Below are 17,887 nucleotides of genomic sequence, written 5' to 3'. Positions count from 1 at the left end.
GAAGGGTGCCGAGGGCGGGGTGGGGTTCGGCGGCTGGGCGCCGGGGTCCCCCGCTCCGGGAGGGCGAGGTGGTTCAGTCATGAACGTCACGGTAGGGGTCTTCGGCAAGGGCGGACAGAGCGAGACTGGTCGGGTTGACCGGACGATCGGGCCCATCGGGCAGCCGGCCGGGTCTGTCTTGATCATCGCGTCGGTGGCCGCACCGACGTAGACTGGCACTCGCTACAGTCGAGTGCCAGACGCCCGGCCGGCGCCGCGCGCCGGCGGGTCCAGGTGCGTCAGGAGGTGGGAGATGGGTCTCGACGACCGCAAGCTCGCGGTGCTGCGCGCGATCGTCGAGGACTACGTCGCCACGCAGGAACCGGTGGGGAGCAAGGCCCTGGTCGAGCGGCACCAGTTGGGTGTCTCGCCGGCGACCGTGCGCAACGACATGGCGGTGCTGGAGGAGGAGGGCTACATCCGGCAGCCGCACACGAGCGCCGGGCGGGTGCCTACCGACCGCGGCTACCGGCTCTTCGTCGACCGGCTCTCCCGGGTCAAGCCGCTCAGTCCGGCCGAGCGCCGGGCGATCGAGCGCTTCCTGGTGGGCGCCGTCGACCTCGACGATGTGGTGCACCGCACGGTCCGGCTGCTGGCCCAGCTCACCCGGCAGGTCGCCGTCGTGCAGTACCCGAGCCTGCAGCGATCCCAGGTCCGCCACCTGGAGCTGGTCCCGATCTCCACGACCCGGCTGATGCTGGTCATGATCGCCGACACCGGGCGGGTGGAGCAGCGGCTGGTCGAGCTGCCCGGGCCGATCCCCGTCGACGACGTCACCGACCTGCGCCGGCTGGTCAACGAGAAGCTGGTCGGTACCCGGCTGTCGGAGACCCCGCCGCTGGTCCAGGCCCTGGTCGAGGAGTCGTCACCGCAGCTGCGGCCGGCGATGACCACGCTCTCCAGCGTGCTGCTGGAGACGCTGGTGGAGCGGCACGAGGAGCGCATCGCGCTGGCCGGCACCGCCAACCTGACCCGGGGCGGTTTGCTCGACTTCCAGGGTTCGCTGCGGCCCATTCTCGAGGCGCTCGAGGAGCAGGTGGTGCTGCTGAAGCTCATCGGCGAGGCCGAGCCGAGCACGACCCGGGTGCTGATCGGCGACGAGAACGAATTCGACAACCTCCGCGCCGCCTCCGTGGTCAGCACCGGGTACGGCCCGGGCTCGACCATGGTCGGCGGTCTCGGCGTCCTCGGGCCCACCCGGATGGACTACCCCGGCACCATCGCCACGGTGAGGGCCGTGGCACGCTACGTGGGCGAGCTGCTGGCCCAGAACTGACCAGTCAGGGCCGACGGCCGGCTGCGGCCGCCGACCGGCGCAACGCGAGACGAACATGAGGACACGGAACGCAGTGGCCAGGGACTACTACGGCATTCTCGGTGTGAGCCGGGAGGCCTCCGATGACGAGATCAAGCGCGCCTACCGGAAGCTGGCGCGACAGTTCCACCCGGATGTGAATCCGGACCCGGAGGCACAGGAGAAGTTCAAGGACATCAACGCCGCGTACGAGGTCCTCTCGGACGACCGGAAACGGCAGATCGTCGACCTGGGCGGCGATCCGCTCGCGCCCGGTGGCGGCGGCGCCGGCCCGGGTGGCCCGGGCGGGGCCGGCCCGTTCGTCGGTTTCCAGGACATCATGGACGCGTTCTTCGGCGGCGCCGCCGGCGCCGGCCGGGGTCCCCGGCCGCGTACCCGGCCCGGCGCGGACGCGATCCTGCGGCTGGAGCTGGACCTGCACGAGACCGCGTTCGGCGTCGAGGCACCGATCACCGTCGACACCGCGGTGCTCTGCACCACCTGTTCCGGTGCCGGCACCGCGCCCGGCACCCACCTGGCCACCTGCGAAGCGTGCGGCGGCCGGGGCGAGGTGCAGTCGGTGCAGCGGACCTTCCTCGGCCAGGTGGTCTCCGCCCGGCCGTGCACGGTCTGCCAGGGCTACGGCACCACCATCCCGCACCCCTGCCCGACCTGTGCCGGCGACGGCCGGGTGCGGACCCGCCGCTCGCTGACCGTGAAGATCCCGGCCGGCGTCGAGGACGGCATGCGGATCCGGCTGGCCCAGCAGGGCGAGGTCGGCCCCGGCGGCGGCACCGCGGGCGACCTCTATGTGGAGATCCACGAGCGGCCGCACGACGTCTACTCCCGCAAGGGCGACGACCTGCACTGCCGGGTCACCGTGCCGATGACCGCCGCCGCGCTGGGCACCCGGCTGACCATCAAGACCCTCGACAGCGAGGAGACGGTGGACGTCAAGGCAGGCACCCAGCCGGGCAGCACGCTGCGGCTGCGCGCCCGGGGCGTACCGCACCTGCGTGGCACCGGCCGGGGCGACCTCTACGTCCACCTGGATGTGCGGACCCCGACCAAGCTCGACGCCGACCAGGAGCGGATGCTGCGCGACTTCGCCAAGACCCGGGGCGAGGAGGTTGCCGAACTGACCAAGCAGGGCGGCTTCTTCTCCCGGATGCGCGACGCCTTCAACGGGCACGCCTGAGGTGTCGGCGCCGCTGTTCCTGGTCGAGGCGCTGCCGACCGGTGACACGCTGACGCTGGACGGCCCGGAGGGGCACCACGCCGCGACCGTGCAGCGGCTGCGCGTCGGGGAGGAAATGCTCCTCGCCGACGGCCATGGCGGCACGGCCACCGCCGTGGTCACGGCCGTCGGCAAGGGCACGCTCGACGTGGAGGTCACCTCCCGGGGGTACGTCGACGCGTCCGTTCCCCGGCTCGTGGTGGTGCAGGGCATCGCCAAGGGTGACCGGGGTGAGCTGGCCGTGCAGGCGATGACCGAGGTCGGGGTGGACGAGATCGTCCCCTGGGCGGCGGCCCGTTCGGTGGTGCAGTGGCGCGGTGACCGGGGCGTACGGGCTCGGGAGAAGTGGGCGGCGACCGCCCGGGAGGCGGCCAAGCAGGCCCGCCGGGCCTGGCTGCCGGTGGTGGCCGGGTCGCCGGACGAGTCGACGCAGACCGTGGTCCGGCGGATCGCCGGCGCGGCTGCGGCGTTCGTGCTGCACGAGGAGGCGGAGGAGCGGCTCACCACCGCCGAACTGCCGGTCACGGGCGAGATCGTGCTGGTGGTCGGCCCGGAGGGCGGCATCGCCCAGCCCGAGCTCTCCGCCTTCCGTGAGGCCGGCGCCCGCACCGTCCGCCTCGGCCCCTCGGTCCTGCGCACCTCCACCGCCGGCGTAGCCGCCCTGAGCGTCCTCTCCACGCGCCTCGCTCGCTGGTAACCCCGCCCCCTGCGCGCGATCTTGCGGTTGTGGTGGCCGCGTAAGCCGCAAAGCGGGTGGAAAGGGTCACCGAAACTGCAAGATCGCGGAGGTTGGCCGGGTCAGGTGCGGAGGTAGGAGGCGCCGTTCAGGTCGACGATGGTGCCGGAGGCCCACTCCGCTTCGGGGCTGGCGAGCCAGTGCACCGCGGCGGCGATCTCCTCAGGGCGGGCCACCCGGTTGAACGGGCTCTGGGCGCGGATCGCGTCGCCCCGCTCGCCGGTGAGGTGCGTGGTGGTCATGTCCGTCTCGACGAAGCCGGGCGCGACGGTCGCCACCGCGATGCCGTACGGGGCGAGGGCCAGCGCCAACGACTGCCCGAGGGCGTTCAACCCGGCCTTGCTGGCGCCGTACGCGGGCTGCTCCGGCTCGCCCCGGAAGGCGCCCCGCGAGGAGACGTTGACGATCCGGCCGCCCCGCTCGCGCATGTGCTGGGCGGCGCACCAGGTGACGTTCGCCGCCCCGGTCAGGTTGGTCTCCAGCACCAGCCGCCACTGCTCGCGCCACTGCTCGTACGTGTTGCCGAAGACCGGGTGCGGCAGGTCCCGCGGGCCGTAGACGCCCGCGTTGTTGACCAGTACGTCCAGCCCGCCGAGCCGCTCCGCCGCCTCGTCGACCATCGCGCGGACCGCGTCCGGGTCGGCCAGGTCGGCGCGGACCACCACGTGCCCGTCGCCAGGCAGCTCGTCGCGGAGCCGTTCGGCCAGCTCGGCCGAGTTCCGGTGGTGGATCGCCACCCGGTCCCCGCCCGCCGCGAACGCCCTCGCCACCGCGCGGCCGATGCCGCGGGAGGCCCCTGTCACCAGTACCGCCCGAGAAGTCACGCCGGACATCATGCCCGGTACGGCCCGACCAGGCACGGCGCGGTCCGGTCGAGCGCTTAGCATGCCCGGATGGACACCGACTGCCTGTTCTGCCGGATCGTCGCCGGGGAGATCCCGGCCACCATCGTGCGGGAGACCGCCACCACCCTCGCCTTCCGGGACATCGACCCCAAGGCGCCCACCCACGTGCTGGTCATCCCGAAGGAGCACTACGCGGACGTGGCCACCCTCGCCCAGGGCGACCCGGGCCTGGCCGGCGAGGTGCTGGCCGCCGCCGCCGTGGTGGCCGAGGACGAGGGACTGCTCGCCGACGGCTTCCGGCTGATGTTCAACACCGGCCCGAACGCCGGCCAGGAGGTCTTCCACGTGCATGCGCACGTCTTCGGCGGTGCCCCGCTCGGGCCGATGCTCTGCCGCTGACGGTCGGCCCGCCGCTCCCTACACTGCTCCCATGATCACGGTGAACGACCGGCTGGGCCGGATGGTGCGGCAGGTGCAGGCGCAGGGTCGGGTGCCGGCGGTCTCGGCGGCCCTGCACCGGGCGGACCGGCCGCTCTGGACGTGCACGGTGGGCGACACCGGCAACGACAGCCCGCTCGGCCCGGAGACCGTGTTCCGGATCGGCTCGGTCACCAAGACCTTCACCTCGGTGCTGATCATGCAGTGCCGCGACGACGGCCTGCTCGACCTGGACGACCCGATCGGGCGGCATCTCGACCTGCCGGCACACGGCGAGCTGACCGTACGCCGGCTGCTGTCGCACACCGCCGGCCTGCAGCGCGAGCCGTACGGCGACGTGTGGGACAGCCTGCGCGCGCCCGGCGTCGACGAGCTGATCGCCGACCTGGCCCGGGCCGAGCGGGTGCTGCCGACCGGCCGGCGCTACCACTACTCCAACCTCGGCATGGCGCTCCTCGGTGAGCTGGTCGGCCGGCTGCGCGGCGGGACCTGGGCGGAGGTGCTGGCCGAGCGGGTGCTCGCCCCACTGGGGCTCACCGCCACCGGCCCGACGCCGGGGGAGCGAGCGGCCACCGGCTTCCTGGTCGACGCGTACTCCGACGAGGCGCACCCGGAGCCGCCGACCGACTTCGGGGCGGTGGCCCCGGCCGCGCAGCTCTGGAGCACCGCCACCGACATGGCCCGCTGGGCCGCCTTCCTGGCCGACCCGGCGGCGCTCGACCCGGCCGGCGCGGTGCTCGCCCCGGCCACCCTCGACGAGATGCGGTGGCCGCTCACCACCACCGACGAGACGCTCTGGGCCGGTGGCTTCGGGCTCGGCGTGATCCTGGTGCCGCAGCCGCAGCGGGTGATGCACGTGGGGCACGACGGGGCCATGCCCGGTTTCCTGGCCGCCGTGTACGGCCGGCGTGGCGGTGACGGCACCGCGGGCGCGATGGGCTGCGCGGTGCTCGGCTCCTCGGGCACCGGGGTGGAGGTCTTCGACCTGCCGCACCGGCTGCTCGCGGCGTCCGCGGAACAGGACCCGGCCGACATCGAGCCGTGGCGGCCCGGCGCGCCGGCCCCCGATCAGCTGCGCGGGGTGCTCGGACGGTGGTGGGGCGAGGGTTTCGAGTACGTCTTCTCCTGGCACGGCGGGACGCTGCGGGCCCGGGGCGCGGACGATCCGGCCGGCAAGCCGCCGGCGGTCTTCGCCCCGCTGCCGGACCGCCCGGACGTGTTCCGGACGGTGGCCGGCCGCGAGGTCGGTGAGCTGCTCCGGCTGACCCGAGACGAGCGCGGTGTGGTGGTCCGGATGCACTGGGCGACCTACCGGTTCACCCGGGCCCAGGAGACCTTTGACGGGTACGACTTCCGCACCGGCAGTTGATCCCGTGCGCCGGAAATGGGCGAGGTGCGTGTGGTGTTGACCCGATACGATGGGTAGAACGTCCGTACGCCGCGCCAGCAGGGCCGGCGCCGAGATCGGAAGCAGGTGGCGCAGGGCCCGACGGCCCGACCTATGACCGGCACCCCACCTCCCGGCCCGCCCCGGGTGCAGACCAGGATCACGGTCCCCGACTCGAAGATCATGGTCAACCTGCTCGGCGCGGGCGACGAGATCCTGCGACTCGTCGAACGCTCGGTCAACAGTGACGTCCACGTGCGTGGCAACGAGATCACCATCACCGGCGCCCCCGCGGACAACGCCCTCGCCGAGCGCCTCTTCAGTGAGCTGCTCGAACTCATCGAGAAAGGCGAGACCCTGACCACTGACGCCGTCCGGCGTACCGTCGGCATGCTCGAGCAGGGCAGCGCCGAGCGGCCCGCCGAGGTCCTGACGCTCAACATCCTCTCCCGGCGCGGCCGCACCATCCGTCCCAAGACGCTCGGGCAGAAGCGCTACGTCGACGCGATCGACGCGCACACCATCGTCTTCGGCATCGGTCCCGCCGGTACCGGTAAGACCTACCTGGCCATGGCGAAGGCCGTCCAGGCCCTCCAGGCCAAGCAGGTCAACCGGATCATCCTCACCCGGCCCGCGGTCGAGGCGGGGGAGCGGCTGGGCTTCCTGCCCGGCACGCTGAACGAGAAGATCGACCCGTACCTGCGCCCGCTGTACGACGCGCTGCACGACATGCTCGACCCGGAGTCCATCCCGAAGCTGATGGCCGCCGGCACGATCGAGGTGGCGCCGCTGGCGTACATGCGGGGCCGCACCCTCAACGACGCGTTCATCATCCTCGACGAGGCGCAGAACACGACGCCCGAGCAGATGAAGATGTTCCTCACCCGGCTCGGCTTCAGTTCCAAGATCGTGGTCACCGGTGACGTCACCCAGGTGGACCTCCCCGGCGGCACGACCAGCGGCCTGCGGGTGGTCCGGGACATCCTCAGCAACGTCGAGGACGTCCACTTCGCCCAGCTCTCCAGCTCCGACGTGGTCCGCCACAAGCTGGTGGGCGACATCGTCGACGCGTACGCCCGCTGGGACGCCGAGCGGGAGAACCAGCAGGCGCAGAGCGTGCACGCCGTGCCGGGGCGGACCGCCCAGGGCGGCCGGGCCGGCCGGCGCCGCTAATCCATCAAGGGAAGACAGTTGTCCATCGAGATCGCCAACGAGTCCGGTGTCGAGGTCGACACCGACGCCGTGCTCGCCGTCGCCCGGCACGCCCTCGACGAGATGGGGGTCAACCCCCTCGCCGAGCTCTCCGTGCTGCTGGTCGACATCGACTACATGTCCGAGCTGAACCACCGCTGGATGGGCGGCGACGGGCCGACCGACGTGCTCGCCTTCCCCATGGACGAGGGCAGCGTCGACCACGGTCCGGGTGAGAGCCCGGCCGGCGGCGAGCCGGCCCTGCTCGGCGACATCGTGCTCTGCCCGGAGGTGGCGGCCAAGCAGGCGGCCACCGCCGGCCACTCCACCGCGGACGAGCTGCACCTGCTCACCGTGCACGGGGTGCTGCACCTGCTCGGGTACGACCACGCCGAGCCGGAGGAGGAGCGGGAGATGTTCGCGCTCCAGGCACGACTGCTGGCCAGCTGGCGGTCGACGCGGACCCGGTGATGACCACCCTGGCGGCGGGCGCCGCCACCGCCGGACTGCCCGACCTCCAGCTCATAGCCTTCGCGGCCGGGCTGGTGGTGCTCGCCGGCCTGATCGCGATGACCGAGGCGGCGCTCGCCGCGGTCTCCCCGGCCCGGGCCGCCGAGCTGGCCCGGGACGGCGCACGCGGCGCGCGGGCCCTGCAGGCCGTCGCCGGTGACGTCGTCCGCCATCTCAATCTGCTGCTTCTGCTCCGGCTGCTGGCCGAGTTGACCGCCACCACCCTGGTCGCCCTGGTCGCGGTGGACACCTTCGGCGCCGGCTGGCGGGCCGCACTGGTCACCGCCGGTGCGATGACCGTGGTGAGCTTCGTCGTGGTCGGCGTCGCGCCCCGCACCATCGGCCGGCAGCACGCGTACGCGGTCGGCCGGGCGGTCGCCCCGCTGGTGCGCTGGCTGGGCCGGGCGCTCAATCCGCTCGCCTCGCTGCTGATCCTGATCGGCAACGCGGTCACCCCGGGGCGCGGCTTCCGGGAGGGACCGTTCGCCAGCCAGGTGGAGCTGCGGGAGCTGGTCGACCTGGCCGAGCAGCGCGGCGTGGTGGAGCACGGCGAGCGGCAGATGATCCACTCGGTCTTCGCCCTCGGCGAGACCATCGCCCGCGAGGTGATGGTGCCGCGTACCGAGATGGTGTGGATAGAGGAGAGCAAGACCCTCTCCCAGGCGCTGGCGCTCTTCCTCCGCTCCGGCTTCTCCCGCATCCCGGTGATCGGGGAGAACGTCGACGACGTGCTCGGCGTGCTCTACCTCAAGGACCTGATCCGGCGTACGCAGGGCGGCGACCCGCGGGCCGATCAGCTGCCGGTGGCCGAGCTGATGCGGTCGGCGACCTTCGTGCCCGAGTCCAAGCCGGTCGACGACCTGCTCTCGGAGATGCAGGCCGCCCGCAACCACCTGGTCATCGTCGTCGACGAGTACGGCGGCACCGGCGGCCTGGTCACCATCGAGGACATCCTGGAGGAGATCGTCGGCGAGATCACCGACGAGTACGATGTCGAACGCCCGCCGGTCGAGCGCTTGGCGGACGGGGCCGTACGGGTCACCGCCCGCCTCCCGGTGGAGAATCTGGGCGAGCTGTTCGACACCGAACTCCCCACCGACGAGGTGGAGACGGTCGGCGGCCTGCTCGCCCAGTCGCTCGGTCGGGTCCCGATCCCCGGGGCCGCGGCCGAGGTGGCGGGGCTGCGGCTGATCGCCGAGGGCACCACCGGTCGGCGCAACCGGATCGACACCGTGCTGGTGAGCCGGATGGAGCCGACCGACGTGCACGACAGCGCGGGGCGCGGCGAGCACGTCGAGTCCCGTGGCAACCACAACCGTTCCGAGGAGAGGCAACCCGCCGATGCCTGAGTCACCCGCCGTACCCGCGGCCCGGCCCACCCCGTCCGATCCGGCCGAGCTGAGCGCCGAGGACGGCAAGCTGGTCATCCTGGCCCGGGGCGCGCGCGGCCGGGTCGGCGCCGTGGAGGGCGCGGCGGTTCGCGACCAGGACGGCCGGACGTACGCGGCGGCCAGCGTCTCGCTGCCGTCGCTGACGCTGACCGCGCTGCAGCTCGCGGTCGCCTCGGCGGTGGCCGCCGGCGCGACGCGGCTGGAGGCCGCGTTGGTGGTGACCGAGGCGTCGACGCTGGACGGCGCGGGGCACGCCGCGGTGCGCGACCTCTCCGCCGACGCGCCGATCCACGTGGCCGCGCCGGACGGCAGCGTCCTCGGCACGGTGGTCGAATGACCGGCGTACCGGACCCCGAGGCGCCCCGTCCCTACCGGGCCGGGTTCGCCTGTTTCGTGGGGCGGCCGAACGCGGGCAAGTCGACCCTGACCAACGCGATCGTCGGCACCAAGATCGCGATCACTTCGAACAAGCCGCAGACCACCCGGCACGTCATCCGCGCGGTGCTGCACCGCCCGGACTCGCAGCTCGTCCTGGTCGACACGCCGGGCCTGCACCGTCCCCGCACGCTGCTCGGCGAGCGTCTGAACGACCTGGTCCGGGAGACGTGGAGCGAGGTCGACGTGATCGGCCTCTGCATCCCGGCGAACGAGCCGGTCGGCCGGGGCGACCGGTTCATCACCGGAGAGCTGGCCAACCTCAAGGCGACCGTGCTGGCCGTGGTGACGAAGACCGACCTGGTGGACAAGAGGCGGCTGGCCGAGCAGCTCCTGGCGGTCAGCGAGCTGGGGGAGTTCGCCGACGTGGTGCCGGTGAGCGCGGTCTCCGGGCACCAGGTGGACACCCTGGTCGACGTGATGACCGGCTACCTGCCGGAGTCGCCCCAGCTCTACCCGGACGACATGCTCACCGACGACCCGGAGCAGGTGCTGGTCGCCGAGCTGATCCGGGAGGCGGCGCTGGAGGGGGTCCGGGACGAGCTGCCGCACTCCATCGCGGTGGTCGTCGAGGAGATGATCCCCGAGGGTCAGCTCATGAAGATCTACGCCGACCTCTACGTCGAGCGGCCGAGCCAGAAGGCGATCGTCCTCGGTCACCGGGCCAGCCGGCTCAAGGAGGTCGGCATCACCGCCCGTCGGCAGATCGAGGAGCTGCTCGGCACCCGGGTCTACCTCGACCTGCACGTCCGCGTCGCCAAGGACTGGCAGCGCGACCCGAAGCAGCTGCGCAAGCTGGGTTTCTGACGTACGACCGCACCGCCGGCTCCCGGGTGGGGCCGGCGGTGCGGCGTTGGATCGGCATGTTCAGGATCGGTCGGGCATATGGGGAGTTTCACTTTTCCCCGTGCCCGTTGATCGTTTCACTCCGTCGAATCGCAGGGTAGGGAGGCTTCTGCTCGCTGCTCCCGACATAGATGCAGGCTGATGCGAAACCGATACCTCGACCTGCTCCGCTTCCTGGCCATCGTTCGAGTCGTCGTCTACCACGTTACCGGTTGGGCGGCGCTGACCCTGATCTTCCCCGCGATGTCGGTGATGTTCGCGCTCGCCGGCTCGCTGATGGCGGCCTCGCTGGACCGCACCGGAGCGCCGGCGGTGCTGCGCCGGCTGCGGCGCCTGCTGCCGTCGCTCTGGGTCATGGCCGCGGTGTTCGTCCCGGCCATGCTGCTCACCGGGCTGCCGCTGACCCCGAAGGTGCTGCTCTGGCTCTTCCCGGTCAGCGACCCGCCGGCCAACGCCTGGGGTGCGGTGGCGTTGAGCGTCATCTGGTACCTGCGGGACTACCTCTGGTTCGTGCTCGCCTCGCCGGTGGCCCTCTGGCTCTTCCGCCGGGCCCCGCTGCCCACCCTCCTCGCCCCGTACGCCCTGCTCGCGGCGATCGAGTTCGGCATCCTGCCGGACGCGCCCACCGTCCTGCGCGAGTTCGGCCTCTACTTCGGCGCCTGGCTGCTCGGCTTCGCCCACCACGACGGCCTGCTGCGCCGGCTCACCAACCGGGTGCTGGTGCCGTCGGCGTTGGTCCTCGGCGCCGCCGGGATGTCCTGGATCGTCACCCACCCCGGCCAGCGCGGGTACGACCTCAACGACATCCACCTCGGCAACGCCCTCTGGTCGGCGGCGTTCGTCCTGCTCGTCATCGGCCGGGCGCCGACGGCTGCCGGCTGGGTGGACCGCAACGCCGTGCTCGGCCGCGCGGTCACCGTGGTCAACCGGCGGGCGCTCACCGTCTACCTCTGGCACATGCCGTTCGTGGCGGCGCTCACCCCGCTGGTCGACGTGGTCGGCTGGTCGCACCAGGACCCGGTCGGGCTGGCGATCCGGGTGGTGCTGGTCTTCGCCCTGGTGGGGCTGGTCACCCTGCTGATCGGCTGGGTCGAGGACCTGGCGGCCCGCCGCACCCCGGAGCTGCTGCCGGGCGGAGCGCCCCGGACTCCGGCCAGCGCCCCGGCGAGTCCGGCCCCGGCCGGCGTCGAGGTGGAACTGGTCGCCGCCGGGGTCGGATCGAGGGGTGGCGTCGACGCCCGGTACCCGTCGAGAGCGGCCGGTGAGATCCGAGTGCCCGCGCCGCGCAGGCCGCGCGAGGAGAGCGGCGAGCGGATCAGCGCGAGGTGAGGGTGACGTTCCCGCTCCCGGTGCCCACGTCGAGCACCAGCGACGCGGTGGGGTCGTTGGCCACCTCCACGTGGTCGTCGCCGGAGCCGGTGCGGGACCGCACCTGGTACGGGCCGGCCGGTACGATCAGCGTCACGTCGCCGCTGGAGGCGTGGGCGCGGGCGGAGGCCGGCCGGGTCAGCTCCACGGTGACGTTGCCCGAGCTGGCCTCGGCGTCCACCTGACCGCCGATGCCGGCGGCGCTGATGTTGCCCGAGGAGGCCCGCAGGTTGACCGGGCCGGCGACGTCGGCCACCTCGATGTTGCCGGAGCCGGTCACCGCGCGTACCGAGCCGGTCCCGCCGGTCACCGTGACGTTGCCCGAGCCCAGCCGGATCTCCACCGGGCCGACCCGGGTCAGCTCGACGTTGCCCGAGCCCGTCTCGCCGCGTACCGCGACCCCCTCCGGGGCGGTCACCTCGTAGGAGATGCTGCACCGGGGGCCGCAGTCGGTGTCCAGGATCAGCTCGTCGCCCTTGATCTCGTAGCGCGCGTCGGGCTGGTCGCCCTGGTAGCGCAGCACCCGCTTGACCCGTACCTCCGGGCTCTGTCCGGCGGCCCGGACCACCACGTCGCCGGCGCCGGGCAGCACGGTGATCCGGCTGATCTTCACCTTCTCGGTGTTGTCGAAGTCGAGCCGCCGGAACGACAGGGTGTCACACCCGGCGAGGAGGATCAGGGCGGCGGCCGCGCCGGCGGCGACCCCCGTCCGGGCGGCGACAGCAGTGCGGTGCAGAGCCATGGCGAGCACGCTACGGCCGACATGCGGTGCCGCACATCGGGGTTCGACCGCCCGTCCACCCCGAACCGACCCTGAGATCGCACCCCGAGAGAGAATGACCGGATGGCCGGGTACCGCCGACAGCTCTACCGCGACGACGCGGTGGTCCTGCGCGTGCAGAAGCTCGGCGAGTCCGACCGGATCATCACCCTGCTCACCCGACGGCACGGGCGGCTGCGCGCGGTGGCCCGGGGGATCCGGCGCACCACCAGCAAGTTCGGCGCCCGGCTGGAGCCGTTCGGCCACGTCGACCTCCAGTTGGCCGGCGACCCCAAGGGCAACCAGGGCAGCTCGCTGCACACCATCAGCCAGGTCGAGGGAATCGACCTGTACGGCAAGCGGTTCCTCGGCGACTACCCCCGCTACACGGCGGCCAGCGCGATCGCCGAGACCGCCGAACGGCTCACCCCGGTCGAGCGCGAGCCGTCGCTGCGGCTGTTCCAACTCACCCTGGGTGCGATGAAGTCCCTCGCCCGGGGCGAGCACGCCACCACGCTGGTGCTCGACGCGTACCTCCTGCGCGGGATGGCGCTGGCCGGCTGGGCGCCGGCGCTCACCGCCTGCGCGGTCTGCGGCACCCCGGGGCGGCACCGGGCGTTCTCCGTACCCGCCGGGGGAGCGGTCTGCCCCGACTGCCGGCCCCCGGGTGCGGCCCATCCCGCCCCGGCCACCATCGACCTGATGTCCGCCCTGACCACCGGCGACTGGGTACTGGCCGACGCCACCGAGGCGGGCGTACGCCGGGAGTGCAGCGGCCTGGTCGCGGCGCACCTGCAGTGGCACCTGGAGCGCGCGCTACGCTCGCTGCCGCTGGTCGACCGGGGTGCCCCGGCGCCCGGCGCGGTCCCGCCGCCGCCTGTCGGAGACGGGACCGGGCACGCCGCTGTGAACAGGGAGAAGACCGAGTGATCCGATCGATGAGGTCCGGCCGGCGTGAGCCGGTGCCACCGACCCCGCACCCGTCGGGTGCCCGGCCCCCGGCGCTGCCCGCCGAGGCGCTGCCGAAGCACATCGCCGTGGTGATGGACGGCAACGGCCGGTGGGCCAAGGAGCGCGGCCTGCCCCGGACCAAGGGTCACGAGCAGGGGGAGTACAGCCTCTTCGACACCATCGAGGGCGCGATCGAGCTGGGCATCCCCTACCTGTCGGCGTACGCGTTCTCCACCGAGAACTGGCGGCGCTCGCCGGACGAGGTGCGCTTCCTGATGGGCTTCAACCGGGACGTCATCCGCCGCCGCCGGGACCAGCTCGTCGGCCTGGGCGTCCGGGTGGTCTGGTCGGGGCGGGCCGGGCGGCTCTGGAAGAGCGTCATCTCCGAGCTGCAGACCGCCGAGGAGATGTCCCGGGGCAACTCGACGCTGACCCTGCAGTTCTGCGTCAACTACGGCGGGCAGGCGGAGATCGCCGACGCCACCGCCGCGATCGCCCGCGACGTGGCCGCCGGGCGGCTCGACCCGGGCAAGGTCAACGAGAAGACCATCGCGAAGTACCTCTACCACCCGGAGGTCCCCGAGGTGGACCTCTTCCTGCGCCCCTCCGGCGAGCAGCGCACCTCCAACTTCCTGCTCTGGCAGAGCGCGTACGCCGAGCTGGTCTTCCTGGACACGCTCTGGCCGGACTTCGACCGCCGCCACCTCTGGTACGCCTGCGAGCTCTACGCCCAGCGGGACCGCCGCTTCGGCGGGGCGCTGCCCAACCCGGTCGCTCCGCAGATCTGAGGTCACGCTTACCGACGCGTCGCGCTGGGTACCAATCCGGACAGCAGCCAATCGCGGAGGTGAACCCACATGATTCAGAAGCGGATTGCCCAGTGGGCGGTCATGGCGGTCGCCGTGCCGCTGGCGGCGGCCGGCGCCCGCCGGCTCAGCCACACCCTGGAGGCCCGTCGTGGCCCGTCCGGGGTGAGCCGACTGCTCACCAAGGGCGCCGACATGCTGCGGCCGCAGAAGGCCAAGCGCCGTCGGTTCTGGTGACGTCGATGGTCCGTGCCGCAGCGTCGCGGCACTGACCGTTCCCGCGAGCGCCCCGCATCCGGCTTTCCGGCCGGAGGGCGGGGCGCCCGCGCGTACGATCGGCGCAGGGCGCGCCGCCCGGACGCGCCCGCCACGGGGGTGGGCATGCGGGATCTCCGGTACAAGATGATCATGGCGCTGAACGCCGCCGACCTCGGCAGCCCGATCTGCGAGCAGGTCGCCGAGATCTGCGCGGAGATCGCCGAGCAGCACTGCGCCGAGTTCGGGCACACGCCGAGCATCCGCTCCGGCGAGATCGCCGAGCTGGGCGCCACCGGCGAACCGGCGCTCACCTGGGCTCCCACCGAGACCGGGCAGCGTGCCTGGTGACGACGATCGCGCCGACGCCTGCGGTGGACATCCGCCGGGCGGAGGACCGGTTCGCGACCCGGCTGTCCTGGCTCGACTCGAAGCACTCGTTCTCGTTCTCCCGGCATTACGACCCGGCCAACACCCACCATGGCCTGCTGTTGGTCAACAACGACGACGTGGTGCACCCGGGCACCGGCTTCGAGACCCACCCGCACGAGGACATGGAGATCGTGACCTGGGTGCTGCGCGGCTCGCTGGTGCACCAGGACTCCACCGGCCACTCAGGTGTCATCTATCCCGGCCTGGCCCAGCGGATGAGTGCCGGCACCGGCATCCTGCACTCGGAGAAGAACGACTCCTGGCGGCTGAACGACACCGCCCCGCACCACGATCCGGTCCACTTCGTCCAGATGTGGGTCGTGCCCGACACCGAGGGCGTCGATCCCGGCTACGAGCAGCTGGAGATCGGCGACGAGCTGCTCCGCGGCGGCCTGGTCCCGGTCGCCTCCGGCATGGAGCGGTACGACGGCGCGTCGGCGATCCGGATCCGCAACCGGTACGCCACCCTGCACGCCGCCCGGCTCGACCGAGGCGACGAGGTGAACCTCCCCGACGCGCCCTTCCTGCACCTCTACGTGCCGAGCGGCGCGGTGACGCTGGAGGGTGCCGGACCGCTCGGTGAGGGTGACGCGGCCCGGATCACCATGACCGGCGGCCAGCGGGTGGCCGCCACCGAGCCGGCGGAAATCCTGGTCTGGGAGATGCACGCCACCCTCGCCTGAGGCTCACGCCTCCACTTCGGAAAGGTCACCCGCCCAGAGCGTGTGGAACGAGCCGTCCCGGTCCACCCGGCGGTAGGTGTGCGCGCCGAAGTCGTCCCGCAGGCCCTGGATCAGCGCGGCGGGCAGCCGCTCGGCGCGCAGCGCGTCGAAGTACGCCAGCGAGGACGAGAACGCCGGGGTTGGCACCCCCGCCCGGGCCGCGTCGGCCACCACCCGCCGCCAGCTCGGCACCCCGGCGCTGACCGCGTCGGCGAACCACGGCGCCACCAGCAGCGTCGGCAGCTCCGGCTCGGCGTCGTACGCCTCCCGGATCCGGTCGAGGAAGCGGGCCCGGATGATGCAGCCGCCCCGCCAGATGGTGGCGGTGCCGCCGAGGTCGATGTTCCAGTCGTACTCCCGGCTGCCGGCGCGGATGTGGTCGAAGCCCTGCGCGTACGCGACGATCTTGCTCGACAGCAGCGCGCGCCGGACGTCCTCGACGAAGGTCTCCCGGTCGTCGACCTGCCACTTCTCGCCGGCGTCGGGGAAGGCCCGGCGGGCGGCCTCGCGCTGGTCGGCGTGGCCGGAGAGCGACCGGGCGAAGGTGGCCTCGGCGATGCCGGTGATCGGGATGCCCAGGTCGAGGGCGCTCTGCACGGTCCAGCGGCCGGTGCCCTTCTGCTCGGCCTGGTCGAGCACCACGTCCACGAAGGGCCGGCCGGTGGCGGCGTCGGTGTGCGCGAGCACGTCCGCGGTGATCCCGATGAGGAACGACTCCAGTTCGCCGCCGTTCCAGTCCCGGAAGATCTCCGCGATCTCCGCCGGGCTCGCCGACAGCCCGGCCCGCAGCAGGTCGTACGCCTCGGCGATGAGCTGCATGTCGGCGTACTCGATGCCGTTGTGGACCATCTTGACGAAGTGCCCGGCACCGTCCGGCCCGATGTGCCGGCAGCACGGGGTGCCGTCCACCTGGGCGGCGATCTTTTCGAAGATCGGGCCGAGCTTGGCGTACGACTCGTCCGAACCGCCGGGCATGATGCTGGGGCCGTGCAGCGCGCCCTCCTCGCCGCCCGAGACGCCGGTGCCGACGAAGTGCAGCCCGTGCCCGCGCAGCGCCTCCTCCCGGCGGCGGGTGTCGGCGAAGTGCGCGTTGCCGCAGTCGACGACGATGTCGCCCTCCTCCAGCAGCGGGACCAGTTCGTCGATCACCGCGTCGGTGGGGCCGCCGGCCTTGACCATGATGATCACCGCGCGGGGTCGTTCCAGGGAGGCGACGAAGTCGGTGAGCGACTCGGAGGGCACGAACGCGCCCTCGTCGCCGTGCTCGGCGATCAGGCTGCGGGTGCGCTGCGGCGAGCGGTTGTGCACGGCCACGGTGAAGCCGTTGCGGGCCAGGTTCCGCGCCAGGTTGCGGCCCATCACCGCCAGCCCGGTCACGCCGATCTGCGCCGTCGCCCGCTGTGCCATGCGTACCGCCACCTCTCGTCCGCCTGCCCGTTCTGCGACCGTATCGCGGTCGGCGGCGGTGCGGGCCCGGACATCGACGCCGGGTGACCGGGGAGCGGCGCGGCGTGCCGGGGCCCGGCGTCAGCCCTCGGCGAGGCGGGCCTCGATGTGCGCGACCTTGGCGGTCATCGCGTCGGTTACCCCGGGGCGGATGTCGGCCTTGAGCACCAAACTCACCCGGGGCGCCTGGGCGGCGACGGTGTCCACGGCCCGCTTCACCACCGCCATCACCTCGTCCCACTCACCCTCCACCGTGGTGAACATGGCGTCGGTCCGGTTGGGCAGCCCCGACTCGCGGACCACCCGGACGGCGTCGGCGACCTGGTCACCGACGGACTCACCCACGCCGAGCGGGGTGATCGAGAACGCGATCAGCATGCCGCCGATCGTGCCAGTAATTCGGGTGCGGGGCGGCCCGGCCGTCGGTTAGCGTGCCGACATGCGTATCTGACGCCCTTTCTGGAAACCGACCCGCCGCCGTCGCCGTGGGTCCGTGCTCCGGGCGTCCGCATCCCCTCCGCCGCCGCCGTCGCGGTGCCTTCCGTGGTCGGGCTCGCCGGGGCATCCCGTTCCCCGTTCGTCGCGCCACCGGCGCCCGACAGTCAGGAGGCAGCGTATGCCCGCCAAGCGCAATCCGAAGAAGTCCCGCAAGCCGTCATCGAAGCCCTCCCTGGCGGAGTTGACCCCGCCGGATCTGGATGCCCTGACGGTGGCACCGGCCGCGCCGGTCGACCTGCCGGCGGCCCCGCAGGCGGAGGCCCCGTCCCCGCCGAAGGCCGGTCCGCCACCCGCCCGCGA

Annotated in this window: 20 protein-coding genes and 1 pseudogene; 17 read left to right on the top strand and 4 right to left on the bottom strand. The window is 72.7% G+C overall.

Going from position 1 to position 17,887, the window contains the following annotated elements; all coding sequences use genetic code 11:
- The first annotated feature begins 292 nt into the window (after positions 1-292).
- The 3 genes from hrcA (at position 293) to DKL51_RS06190 (ending at position 3,267) form a co-directional block, all read left to right on the top strand.
- Positions 293-1,315 (top strand): heat-inducible transcriptional repressor HrcA, encoded by a 1,023-nt coding sequence (hrcA, locus tag DKL51_RS06200; RefSeq protein ID WP_109943678.1) that lies wholly within the window; start codon positions 293-295, stop codon positions 1,313-1,315.
- A 73-nt stretch (positions 1,316-1,388) separates the two neighbouring features.
- On the top strand, positions 1,389-2,531 hold the full coding sequence (gene dnaJ / locus DKL51_RS06195) for a molecular chaperone DnaJ (protein WP_185734723.1): 1,143 nt from the start codon (positions 1,389-1,391) through the stop codon (positions 2,529-2,531).
- A 1-nt stretch (position 2,532) separates the two neighbouring features.
- A complete protein-coding gene (locus tag DKL51_RS06190; protein ID WP_109943676.1) occupies positions 2,533-3,267 on the top strand; it encodes a 16S rRNA (uracil(1498)-N(3))-methyltransferase in 735 nt (244 codons plus the stop codon).
- Between the two features lie 101 nt (positions 3,268-3,368).
- Here the strand turns inward: DKL51_RS06190 and DKL51_RS06185 are convergent, their stop codons facing one another.
- Positions 3,369-4,130, bottom strand: a complete 762-nt coding sequence (locus DKL51_RS06185; RefSeq protein ID WP_109943683.1) for an SDR family NAD(P)-dependent oxidoreductase — start codon at positions 4,128-4,130, stop codon at positions 3,369-3,371.
- 69 nt (positions 4,131-4,199) lie between these two features.
- On the opposite strand from DKL51_RS06185, the gene DKL51_RS06180 reads away from it, so the two are divergent.
- From DKL51_RS06180 to DKL51_RS06145, 8 genes are all read left to right on the top strand, one after another.
- Complete coding sequence (locus DKL51_RS06180; protein WP_109943675.1) at positions 4,200-4,550, top strand: histidine triad nucleotide-binding protein; 351 nt, start codon at positions 4,200-4,202, stop codon at positions 4,548-4,550.
- 31 nt (positions 4,551-4,581) lie between these two features.
- Positions 4,582-5,958: a serine hydrolase domain-containing protein gene (locus DKL51_RS06175; RefSeq protein ID WP_109943674.1), complete on the top strand. Its 1,377-nt coding sequence runs from the start codon at positions 4,582-4,584 to the stop codon at positions 5,956-5,958.
- A gap of 132 nt (positions 5,959-6,090) precedes the next feature.
- A complete protein-coding gene (locus DKL51_RS06170) occupies positions 6,091-7,149 on the top strand; it encodes a PhoH family protein (protein WP_109943673.1) in 1,059 nt (352 codons plus the stop codon).
- An 18-nt stretch (positions 7,150-7,167) separates the two neighbouring features.
- Positions 7,168-7,638, top strand: a complete 471-nt coding sequence (ybeY, locus tag DKL51_RS06165) for an rRNA maturation RNase YbeY (RefSeq protein WP_109943672.1) — start codon at positions 7,168-7,170, stop codon at positions 7,636-7,638.
- On the top strand, positions 7,638-9,026 hold the full coding sequence (locus tag DKL51_RS06160; protein ID WP_109943671.1) for a hemolysin family protein: 1,389 nt from the start codon (positions 7,638-7,640) through the stop codon (positions 9,024-9,026). The genes ybeY and DKL51_RS06160 overlap by 1 nt, the downstream gene beginning before the upstream one ends.
- Entirely contained in the window at positions 9,019-9,405 is a 387-nt protein-coding gene (locus tag DKL51_RS06155; protein ID WP_109943670.1) for a cytidine deaminase-like protein, read from the top strand. The genes DKL51_RS06160 and DKL51_RS06155 overlap by 8 nt, the downstream gene beginning before the upstream one ends.
- Entirely contained in the window at positions 9,402-10,310 is a 909-nt protein-coding gene (gene era, locus DKL51_RS06150; RefSeq protein ID WP_109943669.1) for a GTPase Era, read from the top strand. Before DKL51_RS06155 ends, era begins: the two co-directional genes overlap by 4 nt.
- A gap of 180 nt (positions 10,311-10,490) precedes the next feature.
- The gene (locus DKL51_RS06145; RefSeq protein ID WP_109943668.1) at positions 10,491-11,678 is read left to right on the top strand and encodes an acyltransferase family protein; all 1,188 of its coding nucleotides are present in this window, start codon (positions 10,491-10,493) and stop codon (positions 11,676-11,678) included.
- On the opposite strand, the gene DKL51_RS06140 is transcribed toward DKL51_RS06145, so the two are convergent.
- Positions 11,665-12,459 carry a DUF4097 family beta strand repeat-containing protein gene (locus tag DKL51_RS06140; protein ID WP_109943667.1) on the bottom strand — a complete coding sequence of 265 codons (795 nt, stop codon included), beginning with the start codon at positions 12,457-12,459 and terminating at the stop codon, positions 11,665-11,667. The genes DKL51_RS06145 and DKL51_RS06140 overlap by 14 nt on opposite strands.
- Before the next feature lie 102 nt (positions 12,460-12,561).
- On the opposite strand from DKL51_RS06140, the gene recO reads away from it, so the two are divergent.
- The 5 genes from recO (at position 12,562) to DKL51_RS06115 (ending at position 15,604) form a co-directional block, all read left to right on the top strand.
- Positions 12,562-13,407, top strand: a complete 846-nt coding sequence (recO, locus tag DKL51_RS06135) for a DNA repair protein RecO (protein WP_109943666.1) — start codon at positions 12,562-12,564, stop codon at positions 13,405-13,407.
- 8 nt (positions 13,408-13,415) lie between these two features.
- Positions 13,416-14,216: an isoprenyl transferase gene (locus DKL51_RS06130; RefSeq protein ID WP_109943665.1), complete on the top strand. Its 801-nt coding sequence runs from the start codon at positions 13,416-13,418 to the stop codon at positions 14,214-14,216.
- Between the two features lie 69 nt (positions 14,217-14,285).
- On the top strand, positions 14,286-14,471 hold the full coding sequence (locus DKL51_RS06125) for a hypothetical protein (RefSeq protein WP_109943664.1): 186 nt from the start codon (positions 14,286-14,288) through the stop codon (positions 14,469-14,471).
- A 144-nt stretch (positions 14,472-14,615) separates the two neighbouring features.
- Positions 14,616-14,840, top strand: a complete 225-nt coding sequence (locus DKL51_RS06120) for a thioredoxin reductase (RefSeq protein WP_109943663.1) — start codon at positions 14,616-14,618, stop codon at positions 14,838-14,840.
- A complete protein-coding gene (locus DKL51_RS06115) occupies positions 14,837-15,604 on the top strand; it encodes a pirin family protein (RefSeq protein WP_109943662.1) in 768 nt (255 codons plus the stop codon). The genes DKL51_RS06120 and DKL51_RS06115 overlap by 4 nt, the downstream gene beginning before the upstream one ends.
- A 3-nt stretch (positions 15,605-15,607) precedes the next feature.
- Here DKL51_RS06115 and gnd read toward each other — a convergent pair whose 3' ends face one another.
- On the bottom strand, positions 15,608-17,050 hold the full coding sequence (gene gnd, locus DKL51_RS06110) for an NADP-dependent phosphogluconate dehydrogenase (RefSeq protein ID WP_109943661.1): 1,443 nt from the start codon (positions 17,048-17,050) through the stop codon (positions 15,608-15,610).
- Positions 17,051-17,170: 120 nt separating this feature from the next.
- Positions 17,171-17,467, bottom strand: a complete 297-nt coding sequence (locus DKL51_RS06105) for an MTH1187 family thiamine-binding protein (protein WP_109943660.1) — start codon at positions 17,465-17,467, stop codon at positions 17,171-17,173.
- Positions 17,468-17,705: 238 nt separating this feature from the next.
- Here DKL51_RS06105 and DKL51_RS35575 point away from each other — a divergent pair.
- Positions 17,706-17,887, top strand: a pseudogene (locus DKL51_RS35575) (hypothetical protein); the annotation flags it as partial.

Origin of the sequence: Micromonospora globispora, assembly GCF_003857015.1 — a bacterium.
Taxonomy (GTDB): Bacteria; Actinomycetota; Actinomycetes; order Mycobacteriales; family Micromonosporaceae; genus Micromonospora; species Micromonospora globispora.
This window is presented reverse-complemented; position numbering and strand designations above follow the sequence as displayed.